We start from the raw sequence: 16,579 nt of genomic DNA on the forward strand, positions 1-16,579 counted from the left end.
GGGTCACTTCTGGAGGACGGCTTCGATCTCGAGGCCGATCGACACCGTGTCGCCGACCGCGACGCCGCCGGCGTCCAGCGGGACGGTGATGTCGATGCCGAAGTCGCGCCGGTTGATCTGGGCGGTCGCCGAGAACCCGGCCCGTTGTCCGCCCCACTGATCCGGGCCGAACCCGTTCACCTCGACGGCCAGCGGCACCTGTCGGGTGACGCCGTGCAACGTGAGTTCGCCGTCGATGATCCAGCCGTCGTCGGTCCGGCGAACCCCGGTCGAGCGGTAGTCCATCGTCGGGTACTTCCCGACCTCGAGGTAGTCGGCGGTGCGCAGGTGGTCGTCACGGGTCGCATTGCCGGTGTCGACGGACGCCAGGTCGATCGTCGCGACGACCGACGAGTCCAGGAGGTCCTCGCCCGTGACGATCGTGACGTCGTACGCGGTGAACCGGCCGCGCGCCTTGCTGATCATCAGGTGGCGGACGGAGAAGGCGATCTCGGAGTGGGCCGGATCGGCCTTCCAGGTTCCGACCAGGTAGCTGGGGATCGCGACGGTCGCTGGGGTGATACTCATATTCATCTCCATGGGTGTGGCGCGCACGGACTCGGCGCGGGGTCTTCGTCAGTGGTGCGGGAGAGGCGGTCGCCGGCGGGCCGCGTTCGGCCCGTTCCCGGTGGCTTGTCACGGCTCGAGGCCGGTCATTCCCTTGCCGCTCTGGATGTCGAGGGGCACCGAGACCTGGTCATGGGCGATCAGCCAGGTCCCGTCGATCTTCCGCAGGCCGTAGGTGATCCTGACCCACATGCCGTTCGTGGCCGTCCCGTTCTTCAGTTGGCCGCTGAGGCGGGCAAAGGCGTACCCGAACGCCACGTCGTCGCCCACGGCGAGGGTCAAGTCCCGGACCTCGTAGGTCACGGTCTCGAAGAACTCGAACACGTTGGCCCAGTTCCGGGCCTTCGCCGCGACCCCGACGTGCTGGATCGGCGGCTCGACGTCGAAGGACACGACCTCCGGCGTGTAGAGGCGCTTCAAGCCCTCGAGGTCCTTGTCCTTGAGTCCTTGAACGATCTGGCCGATCTGCCGGCGGATCTGGGCTTCGTCCGTCTCACGTTGCGTCGAGATCGTCACTGGAGGTTCCTTTCGTGGTGGGTTTGCGGTTTCTCGCACCACGAAGTTATGACGCTCGGGCTATCTTGTCTAAGATCTATATTGCTATGAAGTTATGCTTTGGGAGGCATGATGGAGCTGAACTCGCTCCGGCAGTTCCTGGTGGTCGCCCGGCTGGAGCACCTCAGCCGGGCCGCCGACGAGCTTCATGTCGCCCAGCCGTCGCTGAGCCGCACGATCGCCAGGCTGGAGGACGAACTGGGCGTGCCGCTGTTCGACCGCAGCGGCCGACTCCGGCTGAACGACATGGGCAGGCTCTTCCGCGATCACGTCGAACGCGCCCTCGGCGAGCTCGAGGCGGGACGGCGTGCCGTCACCGAGGCCACTGGCGAGGGCCTGGGCGTGGTACGGCTGGCCTCAAGACCTTCCTCACCCTCACCGGGCCGTTGGCGGCCTTCAAGCGCTCCCATCCAGCCGTCGAGATCGAACTCCACTGGTCACCGCCCGAAGACATGTCCCGCCGGCTGCGCGCCCAGGAGATCGATCTGTGCGTCGCCTCGCAACCGATCCATGGCGAGAGCCTGGAGGCGACGCAACTGTTCGAGGAGGAGGTGGGAGTGGCGTTTCCCCTCGATCACCCGCTGGCGGGCCGTGCGTCCGTGACCGTCGGCGAACTCGCCGACCAGTCGTTCGTCACCGCACGCAACGGTCACTGGCTGCGCCGGCTGCTCGATCGGCTTTTCGCGGCGCACGGCCTGACCCCGAAAATCGTGTGTGAGAGCGACGAACACAGCGCGATCGCCGACCTCATCAGCGCGGGCCTGGGCGTCGGTCTCGTCCCTGCCTTCGCCCGTCGCAGCGCCACCCGCGCCCCCCTCGCCTGGATCCCCGTCGACGACCCCGGCTGCCGTCGTAGTGTGACCCTCTACTGGGGCGCCGACAGCCACCTGTCCACCGCGGCCCGGCTGATGCGCACCACGCTCGCCGGCTGGAACTGGACCACTGGCGAACCGCACTCCCGCTAGACACAGCGGTGGGAGGGACCACTATGACCCGCAGCCGTGCTGCGGACGCGCTGGTGACCACGCAGCACCTGATGCACGAGCCCGCGTGGCAGTAGGGTGCGAGCCGTGGCCGAGCTTCGCGACGTACGACCTGCACCCAGGGTGCCTGTCTGGGTTGCCATCATCGTTCTCCTCGCTGCGCTGGCGGCGACGGCCGTCGTGGATGGTGAGGCAGCGGGGACCGTTGCGACCATCGTCGCTGTCCTCGCGGGCTGGCTGGCTGCGGCGGGCACGGCCCGTCGCTGGACGATCGGGCCCTGGGGTGCACTCGCCGCGGCCGCGGCGGCGTGCGGGATCCTGCTGTTGCAGGACCCCGGCTACCGCGTACTCGGCGGTCTGTTCGTCGCCGTCGGTCTCCTCGGCCTTCCGCTCATCCTGGCGATCGCCCGGGTCAAGCGGTACGCCGACCGGATGCCTGAGACACCGCGGAGCACAGAGGCTTCCGACCTGTTCGGCAGCGGCCGAGTGGACTCCGGCCCAGACCTGTCTGATTGAGCCACATTCGTATGAACGACCAACGTCAGACCGGCTCGCGGCCGCCTCGTTGCGCGTGCCGCTGACCACGCACCTCCGAGCTTTGACCGCGACCAGGCGGCAATGACAGACAAGGTCACCCGCCGGTCTTGGAGCCGCGGGCGTTAGTCGTTGAGGGCTGGGGAGTCACGTCGCGGGGCGCTGGGCTTTGAGGGCTGGGGATCTGTTCGGGTGGACGGGCGTGGGGTGAGTGGAGATGAGACCGGGGTGAGGCCGGCGTCCAGGGCGTGGCGGAGGTCCTGGTTGGCGGACCAGTAGGTGGCGAGCTTGACGGCCTCTTCGTAGGCGTCCTGCTCGGCTTTGGTGCCGGCCATGCCGGAGAGGATCAGGTCGGCTGGGTCTGAGGCGTCGTAGTGGTGGATCAGGGCAAAGGGCGAGCGCATGGCTGTCGCGATCCGCTCGCCGCGACCCGGAACTTCTCGGCCGCGTTGACCACCGCGATCCGGTGGATGACCTTCGCACCCGAGAGTTTGGCGCGGCTGCCGAGGGCCTGGCTGAAGTTCTTGGCGGCAGGCAGGTATTCCTGGTATTCGGGCTCGGTCCGCACTGCCTTGATTCCGGGCGCGATCGCCTCCAGGCCGAGTTCGTCGATGTAGTCGTCGAGGGCGTTCTGGGTGTGGAGCTCGGTGACCGCCTCCTCGAGAACCTGATTCGCCGGACGGTAGTAGGCGTCGAGTGCCGAGGCGTACGACGTACCCGCCGCGGCGAGCAGGTGGATGTTCTCGTGGAACACCGCCCTGAGCGCCTGGCGGTACGCCTTCAGCGTCTCGAGATCGCGCTGCTGCCCGGCCCGGTCGAACATGTCCTGCAGTACGGCGATGACGCTCACGGGGTGATAGCGGAGTGACTGATCCGGCCCGACGACGCCGCGTCGGGGGTCGTCGACCGGGAGCTCGGTCACCGAGCCGTTCCACGAGCTGTGGTGCGCACCCGTCACCTTCACCGCTGCCACAGCCTGCTGCGCCATGAGCTCCTGCACGCTGGCGACCACGCCCCCAGTGTCCCGGGCTAACGGGTTTGGGACCAGCTCGGCGACATGCCTAGCGCCGCAGTGGGCTACCGCGGTTTCCGGAACATAAGTTGCGCCAGGCGCAGACTATGTTCCGGAAAGCAGCCTCTGCGGGCTCGGGAGGAGCATGAGCGGGGCGATGCGGGCCGAGTCGTGGGTTTGGAGGCGGCACGTGGCTTATCGGCGTCCTAGATCCACGACTCGGCGTGAGCGTGGTGCTGGGGTGAGGGTTGATGGTACGGCGGTTGTCGTGGAGAGCTCCGGGGGAGCCAGGCCGGAGAGAGCCGGCCTGGCGGGGTCGGGGAGTAGGCAGGCGACGGGGGCGGGGGTGTGGACGGATGCGGCGGCGGTGAGTTCGGCGTCGATGCGGGTGAGGAGGGTGCCGGCGGCGGCGCGGGAGCGCGCGGCGGCGAAGCCGGGTGGGAGGAATTCGTATCGGTCGAGGTTGCTGAGGCCTTCGCGGAGGAGGGTTTCGATCCGGCGGTGGTTGTCGGCGCCCTGAGCTGCTGAGTCGAGCTCGGGCAGTTGGGTGGAGTTGTAGAACATAGTGATCATCACCGGGAACTGACCTTCGGCGGTTTGGTTGCTCAGGACGTTGAGCAGCCCGCCGGGCTCCAGCTCGTTGCGGGATTCGAGGTCGGCGGTGAGCACGCGGACCGCGGGGACGAAGGCCGGGTAGTGGCCCTGGGCCCGGACATCTTCGATGCCGGGGGCAACTTTGTCGACACCGAGCAGGGTCAGGTACTCGTTCAGGTGGTCCTGGGCCCAGGCTTCCGCGACGCCTTCCTCGAGTTGCCGGGCGCCTGGCTCGGTGAAGGCGATCCGAGCCGCCTCCTGCGTCGCGCCCGCCGGGCCGAGAAAGTGTGAGTGCTCGTGCAGCAGCGTGGAGAAGGCCTCGCGGTAGCGGACGAGCGTCGCTCTGGGTTGCTTCTCGCCGGAGCGTTCGTACATCTGGCGCAGTGGGTCGAGGATGCAGTCGCGATCGAGATACAAGGTCCCGTCCCAGTGGGCTAGGCCGAGGATGCTCCCGGTCGTCTCGATCACCTGGCCGTTCCAGGCGGACTGGCCGGCGCCGGAGATCTGGAGCGCGGCCGCGGCGCTGCGCTGCAGGAGCTCGTCGAGTGAGGTCGGCACGCCCGCGCGCGGGGCGAGAACGTCGGCGGTCATCCGCGGAACGCCGTGGCCAGGCGGACCAGCGAGTCCGCGGATCGGTGCAGGTTGGCCTGCTCGTTCGGGTCTTCGCAGACGGCCGCGCGTTTGCGCAGCTCGGCGACCAGCCAGTCCGCGCGGGCCTGTCGCTCCTCGCGGGTCGACGTGCTGCTACCGGTGTTTTCCATGATGTCCTCCCGAGATTCGGTTTCTCGGCGGAGAACATATGGAGATTCGCCCCTCTCCCAACGGCGAACTTTTCAGCTGTGGATAACTGGCCCTCCTGTCGCGTGTGTGGGCGGTTGCTCAGCAGCAATCTGCCAGGTGAGTTGCACGGACGACGCGTGCCAGGTGAGGCCCCCCGGCAGACAGTGGAGGGCTTCTTGCGCCATTTCGCGAAAACCCTCCACCGTCGACACCAAAACCCTCCACAGTCCACACGCACACCCACCACCCAGTCGCCACCTCCTCGACGGCCCCGACTGGGATCGGTGTTCGCCATACATCCGCCCACATCAAGCAGGAGAGTCGGATGGCCCCAAAGGGCCTAGAAGAGCGTGGGAGGATCGACCTCGACGGGCGATGGGAGTGGTGCGAGCGACGGCACGCGCAAGTGGACGGCATCGTAGAAGCGGCGGGCCAAGCCGAGCGCCTCGGCGTTGTCCGGCGTGTGCAGGAAGATGGTCGGCGACCGCCCCTCACCGAGCCAGGCAACGACCGACTCGACCAGATAGTCCCACCCATCGACTGTCTCCGACACATCGTCGCGGCCGATGTACCGGACGATCGGATAAGCCGTCAGCGCCCGAGTCCGTCGTGCGACCTGAGGCTTCTTCATCCAGGCATCGCGTTCGGCGTAGCTCGTCGCCTCCCGCGAAAACAATGTCACGGTGTCGAACGGGATCCACTCCGCGTCGACCCGGGCCAGTACCTGCTCGAGCAAGCCAGCGGTACGGGGGTCGTCGAAGAAGGCGCGGTGGCGGACTTCCACGGCGTACCTGAAGGAACGGGGCGCCTGGTGCAGGAAGGCGGCGAGGGTGCCGAGGTCGGTGGGGGAGAAGGCGGCGGGGAGCTGGATCCAGACGACGTGCGTGCGTGGGCCGAGCGGCTCGATCGCGGTGAGGAAGGCGCGGAGGTCGGCGTCGACGTTGGTGAGGCGGCGTTCATGGGTGATCAGCTGGGGAAGCTTCACCACGAAGCGGAAGTCGGATGAGGTCTGGGCGGCCCACGAAGCCACGGTCGAGGGGGAAGGCGTGGCGTAGAAGGTGGTGTTGCTCTCGACCGCGTTGCACCACGAGGCATAGGCCTGAAGCTTCGATCGCGACGGCTGTGGCCACGCAGGGTGGGTCCACTGCGCACACCCCACATGCAGCCGCATGCCGCCCAACCTATAAAACAGCCCCGCAGCCGGTCGAAACCGACTGCGGGGCTGAGGGACGAATTGTCAGCGCTCGACCTCACCGCGGATGAACTTCTCCACCAGGTCGCGGCAGACGTCGTCGGCGTACTGCTCCGGCGGCGACTTCATGAAGTACGACGACGCGGACAGGATCGGGCCGCCGATCCCGCGGTCCTTGGCGATCTTCGCCGCCCGGATCGCGTCGATGATGATGCCGGCCGAGTTCGGCGAGTCCCAGACCTCGAGCTTGTACTCCAGCGACAGCGGTACGTCGCCGAAGTTGCGGCCCTCGAGCCGGATGAACGCCCACTTGCGGTCGTCCAGCCAGGCCACGTAGTCGGACGGGCCGATGTGCACGTTGCGGTCGTCGATCTCGTCCCGCAACTGGGAGGTGACGGACTGGGTCTTGCTGATCTTCTTGGACTCCAGCCGCTCCCGCTCGAGCATGTTCTTGAAGTCCATGTTGCCGCCGACGTTCAGCTGGTACGTCCGGTCGACGGTGACGCCGCGGTCCTCGAACAGCTTGGTCAGCACCCGGTGCGTGATGGTCGCGCCGATCTGCGACTTGATGTCGTCGCCGACGATCGGCACCCCGGCCGCGGTGAACTTGTCGGCCCACTCCTTGGTGCCGGCGATGAAGACCGGCAGCGCGTTGACGAAGGCGACACCCGCGTCGATGGCGCACTGGGCGTAGAACTTGGCCGCCTGCTCCGAGCCGACCGGAAGGTAGCAGACCAGGACGTCGACTGCTGCCTCCCGCAACGCGGCGACCACGTCGACCGGCGAGGCGTCGGATTCGGTGATGGTCTCGCGGTAGTACTTGCCGAGGCCGTCGAGGGTGTGGCCGCGCTGCACGGTGATACCGGTCGGCGGCACGTCGCAGATCTTGATCGTGTTGTTCTCGCTGGCGCCGATGGCGTCGGCGAGGTCCAGGCCGACCTTCTTGCCGTCGACGTCGAAAGCGGCAACGAACTCCACGTCGTTGACGTGGTAGTCGCCGAACACGACGTGCATCAGGCCGGGGACGCGCTCTCCGGGCTTCGCGTCCCGGTAGTAGTGCACGCCCTGGACGAGCGAGCTGGCGCAGTTGCCGACGCCGACGATCGCAACGCGGATCGAGGTCATCTGGGATCTCCTTGGGTAGGCGGTTGGTGCTGGTCAGGGGGCCGCTGTTGCCGCCGCTCGCCGTCGATCAGTTCGTTCAGCCAGCGGACCTCGCGCTCGGCCGACTCCAGGCCGTGCCGTTGCAGCTCGAGGGTGTAGGCGTCCATCCGCTCCGCGGTCCGGCTCATCGCTGCCCGGAAGTTGGCCAGCCGCTCCTCCATCCGGGCCCGTCGGCCCTCGAGGATGCGCAACCGGGTGGCCGGATCGGTCCGGCCGAAGAACGAGAACCGGACGCCGAACGTGTCGTCCTCCCACGCCGACGGACCGGCGTCGTGCATCGCGTGCGCGAAGTAGTCCTTGCCGTCGGCAGTGATCGTGTAGACGATCTTCGGCCTGCGACCGGACTCCGGCGTACCGGCGTCGGCCGTGATCAGGCCGTTGCGGAGCATCGCCTTCAGGCACGGGTAGAGCGAACCGAACGACAGCACGCGTCCCCACCCGAACTGGGCGTTGACGCGCTTGCGGAGCTCGTAGCCGTGCATCGGCGCTTCATGCAGCAGACCGAGTACGGCGAGCTCCAGGACCCCACTGCGGTTTCCCATGACCCACCTCCCTCGGGTCTAGTTTGTCATGACCTGATGTATCGGTTCGATACATCGTGCCGCCACTGTAAGCAGAGGAGGGAGCTGTGGACAAGACCTAACAAAGCCATCCTTTGTCATCTAGCTCACGGAACGCGCCGCGAAACCTGTTACGTCAGGCGTCGATCTGCGTTAATCAGCTGACACACAGCGTCGTGGTCCAGGAGCGGAGGGTCATGGCCGACAGCCATGCGAAGCACGCGAAGCACGAGCTCGAGAGCGAAGGCGCGCTGGCGCGGATCGCGCTGCGGTTCACCGCCTTCACGGAGAAGTGGCTGCCGGACGCGTTCGGATTCGTCCTGGTCGGTACCTTCGTCGTCCTGGTCTTCGGCCTGGTCACCGGCGAGCCGCTGCTGAAGCGCCCCGATGATCCGGCCGCGACCAAGGGGTTCGGCATGGTCGATGCCTGGGGCATCGGTTTCTGGAGCCTGATCACGTTCACCCTGCAGATGGCGATGATCATCATCGGCGGGTATGCGGTCGCGACCAGCGGACCGATCGCGCGGCTGATCACCCGGCTGGCCCGGATCCCGCAGAGCCCGCGGAACGCGGTCGCGTTCGTCGCCGCAGTCGCCATGCTGGCGTCGTACCTGAACTGGGCCTTCAGTCTGATCTTCGCCGCCATCCTGGCGCGTGAGGTGGCGCGCAACGTGCCGAAGGCCGACTACCGTGCGCTGGGCGCCATGGCGTTCCTGGGCCTGGGCACTGTGTGGGCGCAGGGCCTGTCGGGCTCAGCGGCGCTGCAGGTCGCCAGCGCCAGCAGCAGCCCGGCGCCGGTGCAGGAGGTCATCAAGGCGGGCGGACACGCCAGCGGGCTGATCCCGCTGAGTGACACCATCTTCACCTGGCAGGCGATCGTCGCGACGCTCTTCGTGTACGTCGTCGGCGTCGGGATGGCCTGGTTCGTCGCACCGAGTGAGGACAACGCCCGTACGGCGGAACACCTCGGCGTCGAGCTGCGACCACTGATCGGCCGGGGTTCGGCGTACAACGGTCAGCGGGAGGACAACGAGACACGCCGGCCGGGGGACTGGCTGGAGCACTCGCCGGTGTTCAGCCTGCTGATCGTCGTACTCGGGGCGGTCTATCTGGTCCGCTACTTCAGTGGGAAGAGCTTCTTCAGCGCGCTGGACCTCAACACGGTCAACCTCATCCTCTTCCTGCTCGCACTGCTCCTGCACTGGCGGCCGTGGCGGATGGCCCGGGCCGTGCGCGACGGTGCGCCCGCGGCGGCCGGCGTACTGCTGCAGTTCCCCTTGTACGGCGGCATCTTCGGCATGATCGCGTACACCGGAATCTCCGCGCGGCTGGCCGGGTGGTTGGTGCAGGCAAGCAACCAGTTCCTGTTCCCGCCGCTGGTGGCGATCTACTCCTGCGTCCTCGGCATCTTCGTGCCGAGTGGTGGCAGCAAGTGGGTGATCGAGGCGCCGTACGTGCTGCAGGCCGCCAACGAGCTCAAGGTGGACGCGGGCTGGATGGTGGTGGTGTACGACCTCGGCGAGGCCAGCGCGAACCTGCTGCAGCCGTTCTGGATGCTGCCGACGCTGGCCATCCTCGGGCTGAAGGCGCGCGACATCATGGGCTACACGTTCACCATGTTCCTCGCGTGTTTCCCGGCCGCGCTACTCGCTGTGACCCTGCTCGCGCCCCATGTGACCGGGTGACCCCTGACTTGTTAACATCCGGAGCGGATTCGGGCGCGTTACCACACCCACCGTAGTCTGTGGGGCAATGACTTCCGTGAGATCGTCGAGGATTGCAGAGTGAGTGAAGCTCGTAGAAAGGCCGCGCCGGCGCGCAAGGCCAAGAGGCACTGGGCGCTGCGAGCCCTCGGGTGGTTCCTCGGTCTCTTCTTCCTGGGCATCATCGGCGGCGTCGCGACCTTCTTCATCGTCTACCAGACGACCGAGATCCCGGACATCAACAAGGCCTTCACCACCAACACCACCACGGTGTACTACTCCGACGGCAAGACGCCGCTCGGCTCGTTCTACGACCAGAACCGGCACTCGGTCCCACTGGCGCAGATCCCCAAGCGGGTCCAGGACGCCGTCATCGCGGCCGAGGATCGCACCTTCTGGACCAACCCCGGCATCTCGCCGACCGGCATGGCCCGGGCGGCGATCAACATCGCCCGGGGTGAGCAGCTCCAGGGCGGTTCGACGCTGACGCAGCAGTACGTGAAGATCATGTACCTGACACAGGAGCGAACGGCCTCCCGGAAGTTCAAGGAGCTGTTCATCGCGACGAAACTGAGCCGCTCGCAGGACAAGAGCAAGACCCTCGAGGGCTACCTCAACACGATCTACTTCGGTGAGGGAGCGTACGGCGTCTCCGCCGCGGGCGACGCGTATTTCAGCCAGCCGGATCCGGCGAAGCTGACAGTGCCCCAGGCGGCTCTGCTCGCCACCGTGCTGAACAACCCGACCATCTTCGACCCGGAAGACAAGGACGCCACGACCAAGAAGCGTGTCCTCGGCCGGTACCAGTACGTCCTGGACGGGATGCGTCAGATGGGCACCATCACCGACGCTCAGTACGCCCAGTACAGCAAGGCCGTCCCGCCGCTGAAGAAGAAGCAGAAGAGCGACCGCTTCAAGGGGCCTAACGGCTTCCTGCTCGACATGGCCCGCAAGGAGCTCCTCCGGCTGGGCTACGACCAGGACGAGATCAGCGGCGGCGGCCTGAAGGTCGTGACCACCTTCGACGTCAACAAGCAGAAGGACATGGTCGCGGCGGCGACGGAGAAGTTGCCGAAGAAGAACCGGCAGAACCTGCACATCGGCATGGCAGCGGTGAAACCGGGGACCGGCGAGCTGGTCGCGGTCTACGGCGGGCCGGACTACCTGACGAACCAGTTGAACTGGGCAACGCTCAGGGGCCGGCCGGGGTCGTCGTTCAAGCCGTTCGCGGTGGCCGCCGCACTGCAGGACGGGAAGAGCATGTGGGACACGTTCCAAGGCGACAGCCCGATCGAGATCCAGGGCAAGAAGCTCCGGAACGAACTGAACACGGACTACGGCACGGTCAATCTGCTGAAGGCGACCGAGCAGTCGGTCAACACGGCCTTCTACGACCTGGTCGACAACCAGATGGGTGACGACGGCCCGAGCAAGGTCGTCGACGCGGCCGAAGCCGCCGGCATCCCGGCCTCGAAGACCCTGGAGGACGACCGGCACAACCCGTCCACGGTGCTCGGCCCGGATGCGTACGCTTCGCCGGTCGACATGGCGAACGCCTACGCGACCTTCGCGGCCGACGGCAAGGCCGCCCCGGTCCACACGATCAAGACCGTGACGAACGCCGATGGCAAGGTGGAGGTGTCGGAGAAGCGGCTGGAGAAGCAGATCAAGCAGGCGTTCCCCCCGGACATCGCGCGGATGGTCAACTTCGCCCTGCAGAACGTCGTCGAGAAGGGCACTGGCGAGCGGGCCGGTCAGCTCGACCGCCCGGTGGCCGGCAAGACTGGAACCGCCGGTGGTGTCGCGATCGAACACCGCGCCGAGAACGCCAAGTGTGACGGCTGCAAGGAGGGCGACGACACGTTGACCTCGTGGTGGACCGGTTACACGCCACAGCTGTCCACCTCGGTGCTGTATCGCGCCGGCAAGAGCGGTGAGTCCGACCTCGACCCGTTCAGCAGTGACCCGGCGTTCTTCGGTGGCAACTGGCCGGTGCGGACCTGGCTGGCGTTCATGGAGCCCGCCCTCGAGGGTCTGCCGGACGAAGGCTTCCCCGAGCCCGACGACGACGACATCAAGGACAGCCCGACGCCGACCTACACCCCGCCGCAGACAACCAACACTCCGACCAACACGCCGACGAGCACGCCGAGCAACACCCCGACCAACACGCCGACGAACACTCCGTCGAGTACGCCGACGAAGACCAAGCCGACGAAGACGCCGGGCTGGCCACCGATCCCGACCGGGGGCCCGACGACAGCCGAGCCCACCAGAACTCCGAACCAACCCGCTGCAGGCTAACTTCAGAAGACGGCATCCCGCACCGGGGTGCCGTCTTCGTTTGCCGCCCGCAACGGCTCCCTTTTCCTGGATGGGGCACCATTGGGGCGTGAGTTCGGCTCGGGTGGGTCTCATGGTGGGCGGTCGCGTCTGTGTTTGAGCGGACGGCGGCTGAGGAGCCCAAGCCTGGGCGGCCGCAACGGGCGCGGCGGGCTCGGGTGGACGGAGTGCGTCTGCGGCGGTGGATGCCGGCCGCGATGACCCGAGAGGTGCTCGGGTGGTGGCTGGTCACCCGAGCGGGGTTGTTCCTGTTGTCCATCTCCGCGCCGCTGCTGTTCAACCGCGGGACCGACTACCCGAAGGTCTGGCGGGCCTGGCTGCAGTGGGATGTGTGGCATCTCAACGCCGTCGCGCAGTATGGGTACGACAACGGCGAGCCGTCCGGGGCGCCGCTGGCCGCGTTCTTCCCGGGCTTCCCGTTGCTGGTGCGGATCGTCAGCTGGACCGGCATCGGATATGTTGCCGCGGGCATCGTCGTGTCAGCGGTGGCCAGCGCGGTCGCCGGGATCTACCTCGCCCGGCTGGCGCAGTACGAGTTTCCGGAGCTCAGGAACCTCGGCCCGAGCGCGGCGCTGATGTGGTTCGCCGCGCCGGTCGGCGTGTTCCTCGCCGCCGGGTACACCGAGGCGCTGTTCTGTGCGTTCGCGTTTCCCGCCTGGCTGGCGGCGCGGCAGGGCCGGTGGGCGCGGGCGGCGATCTTCGTGGCGCTGGCATCGACCGTGCGGGTGTCCGGGATCTTCCTGATCTGCGCCCTGCTGGTCGAGTTCGTCACCTCGAAGAAGCGGGATTGGCTGTCACTGCCGTGGCTGGCGCTGCCCGCCGTACCGGTGCTCGGCTTCATGGCGTACCTGAAGCAGATCCACGGCTCGTGGTTCGCCTGGCAGGAGGCGCAGGAGAAGGGCTGGGCGCGCGAGTTCACCTGGCCGTGGACGTCGCTCGTGCACACGTTCGAGGCCGCGAGTAGAGGTCACTTCGCCGGCGACCGCAGCGACTGGACCTGGATGTTCCGGGCCGAGCTGGTCACGCTGGCCGTCGGCCTGGTGCTGCTCGCATGGCTGCTCTGGCGCCGGTCCTGGGGCGAGGCCGCCTGGATCGCGGCCACCGTCGGTGCGTTCTGTACGTCGTTCTGGATCTACTCGCTGACCCGCGCGACCCTGCTGTGGTGGCCGCTGTGGATCGGCCTCGCCGTACTGGCCCAGCGCAAGCCCTGGCTCGGTCGCCTGTACCTCGCCCTCGCGGTCCCCCTGGCCGCGATCTGGGCTGCCGCCTTCTTCACCGGCCGCTGGTCCGGCTGAGCTCAGGCCCGGTTCGGCTGAGCTCAGGTCCGGTTCGGGGCCGTCATCCGCATCATCCAGTAGCTTGCCGGCACATGCGTGGCGTCGTTGATGACCTTGCCGTCGACCTCGCCGAAGGACTGCAGGGCGAGCTTCTCGAACGCTGCCGGCTCCCGGACGTACTCGCCGCGGTCGTTCTCCGACATCCACCGCGAGATCCGGCCCTGGGTCGGCTCGAAGCAGGTGTCGACGGTGATCACGCGGCCGCCGGGACTCAGCACACTCGCGGCCAGGTCGAGCAGACCGGTGCACTGCTCGTCCGACAGGTGGTGCAGCAGCCCGAGCAGCAGCACCACGTCGATCGGCGGCAGCGCCTTCGCAGCGGCTTCGTCGAAGTCGCCGCAGTGGAAGCTGGCGTTCTCCCCGCCGAAGCGCTCCTTGGCCCAGTCGATGTACGGCGCGTCGGTGTCGAACCCGTGGTAGTTCAGCGGGCTGGGCAGACGCGGAAAGTAGTACGCCGGCCCGCAGCCGACGTCCAGCACGGTTTCACCAGGCTGGATCTCCTCGATACAGCGGTAGCGCAAGCGGTCGGCACCAACGATGCGTTGCAGCAAAACGTAGGCGGGGACGTGCTTGAGCAGGCCTTTCAGACCCACGATGGGTTCGCTCCTCGGTCGGGGATTTCGATCATGATTCAGGTCTAGACACGTCAAGTCAAGCGATCTTGCTCAGTCCTTCAGTTCGTAGATGATGACCTCTCCGTGGGTGTACTTGCGAGTGGCGAGCCGGTCGAGTTTGGCCTCGGCGATCTTGCCTTTTCGCGAGTCCGCGAAGATCCAGCGGACGTCGTAGTCACGGCGCAGGGTGGCCAGCACCTCAGCGGTCGGCGCCGTGAGCGCCTTCGTCGTCAGTTCCACCCGATCGGGCCAGGGCGACGGCAGCAGGCTGTAGCCAAGCTCTCCGTCGGTGCCCTGGTTGGCCATCGACTGCTGGGTGTAGGCCCAGCCTTCCATCAGTGTTCGATGACCCCCGATGCCGCTGACCAGATAGCCACGCGAGTCGCAGATCGGACCAGGTCGGCGGCGGACCAGGCAGGCGGTGTTCGTCACGACCACGTCGTCCGGTGGTGCGTTCTGCTCCAGCCACAGCGCGGCTTGGATCTCGTCCGTGCTGTACAGCGGAAGTTCCGGGACAGGGATCTCGCGCTTCCCGGTGATCCCGTCCACCGCGTCCTGCCACTCCGACCAGGGCCGGCTGGGCAGGGCGAGGCTGACTGCGATGCATACCAGCAGGGCCAGGCCGAGACCTCGGACCTGCCGACGGGCGATCCAGACGACGAGCCAGAGGAGCACTCCGATCCCGAGCGCCCCCGCAAGCCACAGCATCGGCTTCGACATGGCGTCGGTGATCTCTGCCGGGGTGACAGGCGCGGACCCGACGTTGCCGTACTCACGGATCACCAGAGCGAGCGCCGTACCGGCCACCAGCCCACCGATAATGGTCACCCGGCGGGACCAGCGGCGGTGTCGGCTGACCGCGCCGTGCACCACGTACGCCGCTGCGACGGCGGCGAAGGGCTGCGCGCCACTGAGGAAGTAGAGCTGACCAAAGGCCGGATGGTCGACGACCAGGAACCCGGCCAGGGCTGCGATCAGCGTGCCGACCAGCCACCACATCGCCGGATCGCTACGGGTCTTGCGCTGTCCCAGACCCAGGAACGACACCGCCAGCACCGACTTGCTCACCAGGACGGACACCAGGATCGCGATCGCCCAGTTCCACGTCTGCTGGTCGGCGTTCCGGAGCCCTTCGGTGAGCCAGCCACCCGGCGCTGGAGCGCCGATGAGTCCGGTCAGTTCGGTGTATCCCGGGAATGCCCGCACCATCCCGAACAGGCGCAGCGGAGTACCTGCGCTGCTGCCCGACACGGTCACCATCGACGCTGCCAGCACACCCACCAGGGCGATTCCGGCCCCGGCGGTCCACAAGAAGAGGCGCCTGTTCCGCACCAGCAGGAACAGCGCCGCCAGGCCGGTCCCGCCGAGCAGCAGCGGCACGTTGGTGGGCTTGGAGCCGGCGGCTGCGCACACGACCAGCAGCACGAGGAGCCAGGACCGTTTCGGCGCACCGCGGAACAACACGCCGATCAGGAGAGCCGCTGCTCCGACGCTGATCGTCGTACCGAAAGACTGCGACGGGCTCAGAAAGACGAGTGGAGCGGCTCCGACGCCGCCGACGTACTCCCAGAGGGCGACCCGCGTGACGACGGTGGTCAGCGCGACCGCGAGCGGAGCGGTCCACCAAGCGCGGCTGACCTGACGCGCGAGAGCGGCCACCGCGAGTACGAGCCCGACGATGATCGGGACGAACCACAGCCTGAACAGCACGAGCCGGGGGTCGATCCCGGTGATCTGTGCCGCCGACGCCAGATGGGCGTCGGCGAACCAGTGGTACTGCATCGTCTCGCCCGCGACCTGCGGAATCTGCGGCGGGACGGAGCGGCCCAGCTCGTAGACGATCGACAGGTGCCACAACGCGTCCTGGTAGTAGTCGCCGCCGTCCGCGGGAACCTGCAGTGCACTGACTGAGGCGCCGTAGTGGATCAGGAACGTCAGCGACATGAGGATCGCCAGCGTCGCGCCCCAGGCGAACGGCAGCCGCGGCGCGTCCTGTGCCCGCCAGCAACGCCACAGCCGCGGTACGGCGGCGAAGACGACCAGCACCACCGCAGGCCACACCACCAGCCACTGCTGCTTCCCAGCGGCCGTGAACAAGGCCCAGCCGAGCAACTCGTAGGAGAGCCCGACGACGATGCCGATGCCGATGTCCTCCGGCCAGGTCCGCCGGGCCGGCGCGAAGGCGCGCAGCAGCAGCACGCCCGGCAGCACGACGCCGCCGATGAAGTAAGCGGTGTAACGGAGGATCTCGCCGTTCGTCACCCCTGTGGCGGCCAATACCCAGTACGCGGTCACCGCTGGGAGCAGCCAGACGAGTGCACCCACGAACCGTGGCCAGGTAGACCTGCCAGACCCGTCGGACATAGTGATGGAGCCTAACCGTTGCGGACGGCTATTTCGTCCAACGTTGCCCGACGGGGCATACCGGCTGTACCAGTCAGACAGCGTCTGGCACCGTCCGGCATGCGGACGCTTTGCCCGAGAGGCAACCCTGCGGCCGATTCGAACGTCGATACGGGTGAAGGGGTGGCAGTCCGGGCGGGGACCGCCACCCCTCCTCAGTTTTCTGGCGGAACCTTTCAGGGGCAGGCTCCGCCGGAGT

The 16,579-nt window shown here is 67.4% G+C and carries 16 protein-coding genes and 1 pseudogene; 6 read left to right on the forward strand and 11 right to left on the reverse strand.

What is annotated here, in order from left to right; genetic code table 11:
• Window positions 1-3: 3 nt before the first annotated feature.
• Window positions 4-567, reverse strand: a complete 564-nt coding sequence (locus EV646_RS21470) for a YceI family protein (protein WP_199237103.1) — start codon at window positions 565-567, stop codon at window positions 4-6.
• A 108-nt stretch (window positions 568-675) separates the two neighbouring features.
• Window positions 676-1,122 carry a YybH family protein gene (locus tag EV646_RS21475; protein WP_199237104.1) on the reverse strand — a complete coding sequence of 149 codons (447 nt, stop codon included), beginning with the start codon at window positions 1,120-1,122 and terminating at the stop codon, window positions 676-678.
• A gap of 111 nt (window positions 1,123-1,233) precedes the next feature.
• On the opposite strand from EV646_RS21475, the pseudogene EV646_RS41005 reads away from it, so the two are divergent.
• The 3 genes and pseudogenes from EV646_RS41005 to EV646_RS21485 form a co-directional block, all read left to right on the forward strand.
• Window positions 1,234-1,404: pseudogene (locus EV646_RS41005) on the forward strand (LysR family transcriptional regulator); the annotation flags it as partial.
• Window positions 1,405-1,547: 143 nt separating this feature from the next.
• Window positions 1,548-2,126, forward strand: coding sequence for a LysR substrate-binding domain-containing protein (locus EV646_RS39410; protein ID WP_199237105.1), 579 nt, complete (start codon window positions 1,548-1,550; stop codon window positions 2,124-2,126).
• 105 nt (window positions 2,127-2,231) lie between these two features.
• Window positions 2,232-2,660: a hypothetical protein gene (locus EV646_RS21485; RefSeq protein ID WP_132151244.1), complete on the forward strand. Its 429-nt coding sequence runs from the start codon at window positions 2,232-2,234 to the stop codon at window positions 2,658-2,660.
• Window positions 2,661-2,803: 143 nt separating this feature from the next.
• Here the strand turns inward: EV646_RS21485 and EV646_RS21490 are convergent, their stop codons facing one another.
• From EV646_RS21490 to EV646_RS21515, 7 genes are all read right to left on the reverse strand, one after another.
• Window positions 2,804-3,082 carry a hypothetical protein gene (locus EV646_RS21490; protein WP_132151246.1) on the reverse strand — a complete coding sequence of 93 codons (279 nt, stop codon included), beginning with the start codon at window positions 3,080-3,082 and terminating at the stop codon, window positions 2,804-2,806.
• Entirely contained in the window at window positions 3,061-3,690 is a 630-nt protein-coding gene (locus tag EV646_RS21495) for a hypothetical protein (protein WP_132151248.1), read from the reverse strand. The genes EV646_RS21490 and EV646_RS21495 overlap by 22 nt, the downstream gene beginning before the upstream one ends.
• Before the next feature lie 195 nt (window positions 3,691-3,885).
• Window positions 3,886-4,875 carry a hypothetical protein gene (locus EV646_RS21500; protein ID WP_132151250.1) on the reverse strand — a complete coding sequence of 330 codons (990 nt, stop codon included), beginning with the start codon at window positions 4,873-4,875 and terminating at the stop codon, window positions 3,886-3,888.
• A complete protein-coding gene (locus EV646_RS38925; RefSeq protein ID WP_158290997.1) occupies window positions 4,872-5,045 on the reverse strand; it encodes a hypothetical protein in 174 nt (57 codons plus the stop codon). The genes EV646_RS21500 and EV646_RS38925 overlap by 4 nt, the downstream gene beginning before the upstream one ends.
• Window positions 5,046-5,404: 359 nt before the next feature.
• Entirely contained in the window at window positions 5,405-6,235 is an 831-nt protein-coding gene (locus EV646_RS21505; protein WP_132151252.1) for a DUF72 domain-containing protein, read from the reverse strand.
• Window positions 6,236-6,301: 66 nt separating this feature from the next.
• On the reverse strand, window positions 6,302-7,381 hold the full coding sequence (locus EV646_RS21510) for an inositol-3-phosphate synthase (RefSeq protein WP_132151254.1): 1,080 nt from the start codon (window positions 7,379-7,381) through the stop codon (window positions 6,302-6,304).
• The gene (locus tag EV646_RS21515; protein WP_132151256.1) at window positions 7,378-7,962 is read right to left on the reverse strand and encodes a PadR family transcriptional regulator; all 585 of its coding nucleotides are present in this window, start codon (window positions 7,960-7,962) and stop codon (window positions 7,378-7,380) included. Before EV646_RS21515 ends, EV646_RS21510 begins: the two co-directional genes overlap by 4 nt.
• Window positions 7,963-8,177: 215 nt before the next feature.
• On the opposite strand from EV646_RS21515, the gene EV646_RS21520 reads away from it, so the two are divergent.
• The 3 genes from EV646_RS21520 to EV646_RS21530 all read left to right on the forward strand — a co-directional run bounded on the left by EV646_RS21520 (window position 8,178) and on the right by EV646_RS21530 (window position 13,321).
• A complete protein-coding gene (locus EV646_RS21520) occupies window positions 8,178-9,665 on the forward strand; it encodes a short-chain fatty acid transporter (protein ID WP_132151258.1) in 1,488 nt (495 codons plus the stop codon).
• A 99-nt stretch (window positions 9,666-9,764) separates the two neighbouring features.
• Complete coding sequence (locus tag EV646_RS21525) at window positions 9,765-11,987, forward strand: transglycosylase domain-containing protein (protein ID WP_132151260.1); 2,223 nt, start codon at window positions 9,765-9,767, stop codon at window positions 11,985-11,987.
• Between the two features lie 131 nt (window positions 11,988-12,118).
• A complete protein-coding gene (locus tag EV646_RS21530; RefSeq protein WP_241996225.1) occupies window positions 12,119-13,321 on the forward strand; it encodes a mannosyltransferase family protein in 1,203 nt (400 codons plus the stop codon).
• A gap of 23 nt (window positions 13,322-13,344) precedes the next feature.
• Here EV646_RS21530 and EV646_RS21535 read toward each other — a convergent pair whose 3' ends face one another.
• Together EV646_RS21535 and EV646_RS21540 are read right to left on the reverse strand one after the other, a co-directional pair.
• Window positions 13,345-13,956 carry a class I SAM-dependent methyltransferase gene (locus tag EV646_RS21535; protein WP_158290998.1) on the reverse strand — a complete coding sequence of 204 codons (612 nt, stop codon included), beginning with the start codon at window positions 13,954-13,956 and terminating at the stop codon, window positions 13,345-13,347.
• Between the two features lie 72 nt (window positions 13,957-14,028).
• The gene (locus EV646_RS21540) at window positions 14,029-16,341 is read right to left on the reverse strand and encodes a hypothetical protein (protein WP_132151264.1); all 2,313 of its coding nucleotides are present in this window, start codon (window positions 16,339-16,341) and stop codon (window positions 14,029-14,031) included.
• Window positions 16,342-16,579: the final 238 nt, after the last annotated feature.

Source organism: Kribbella antiqua, assembly GCF_004345665.1.
GTDB lineage: Bacteria > Actinomycetota > Actinomycetes > Propionibacteriales > Kribbellaceae > Kribbella > Kribbella antiqua.

Coding starts and splice junctions, on each gene's coding strand:
- EV646_RS21470 (WP_199237103.1), bottom strand. CDS start 567: ATGAGTATCACCCCAGCGACCGTCGCGATCCCCAGCTACCTGGTCGGA.
- EV646_RS21490 (WP_132151246.1), bottom strand. CDS start 3,082: ATGCGCTCGCCCTTTGCCCTGATCCACCACTACGACGCCTCAGACCCA.
- EV646_RS21500 (WP_132151250.1), bottom strand. CDS start 4,875: ATGACCGCCGACGTTCTCGCCCCGCGCGCGGGCGTGCCGACCTCACTC.
- EV646_RS38925 (WP_158290997.1), bottom strand. CDS start 5,045: ATGGAAAACACCGGTAGCAGCACGTCGACCCGCGAGGAGCGACAGGCC.
- EV646_RS21505 (WP_132151252.1), bottom strand. CDS start 6,235: ATGCGGCTGCATGTGGGGTGTGCGCAGTGGACCCACCCTGCGTGGCCA.
- EV646_RS21510 (WP_132151254.1), bottom strand. CDS start 7,381: ATGACCTCGATCCGCGTTGCGATCGTCGGCGTCGGCAACTGCGCCAGC.
- EV646_RS21515 (WP_132151256.1), bottom strand. CDS start 7,962: ATGGGAAACCGCAGTGGGGTCCTGGAGCTCGCCGTACTCGGTCTGCTG.
- EV646_RS21520 (WP_132151258.1), top strand. CDS start 8,178: ATGGCCGACAGCCATGCGAAGCACGCGAAGCACGAGCTCGAGAGCGAA.
- EV646_RS21540 (WP_132151264.1), bottom strand. CDS start 16,341: ATGTCCGACGGGTCTGGCAGGTCTACCTGGCCACGGTTCGTGGGTGCA.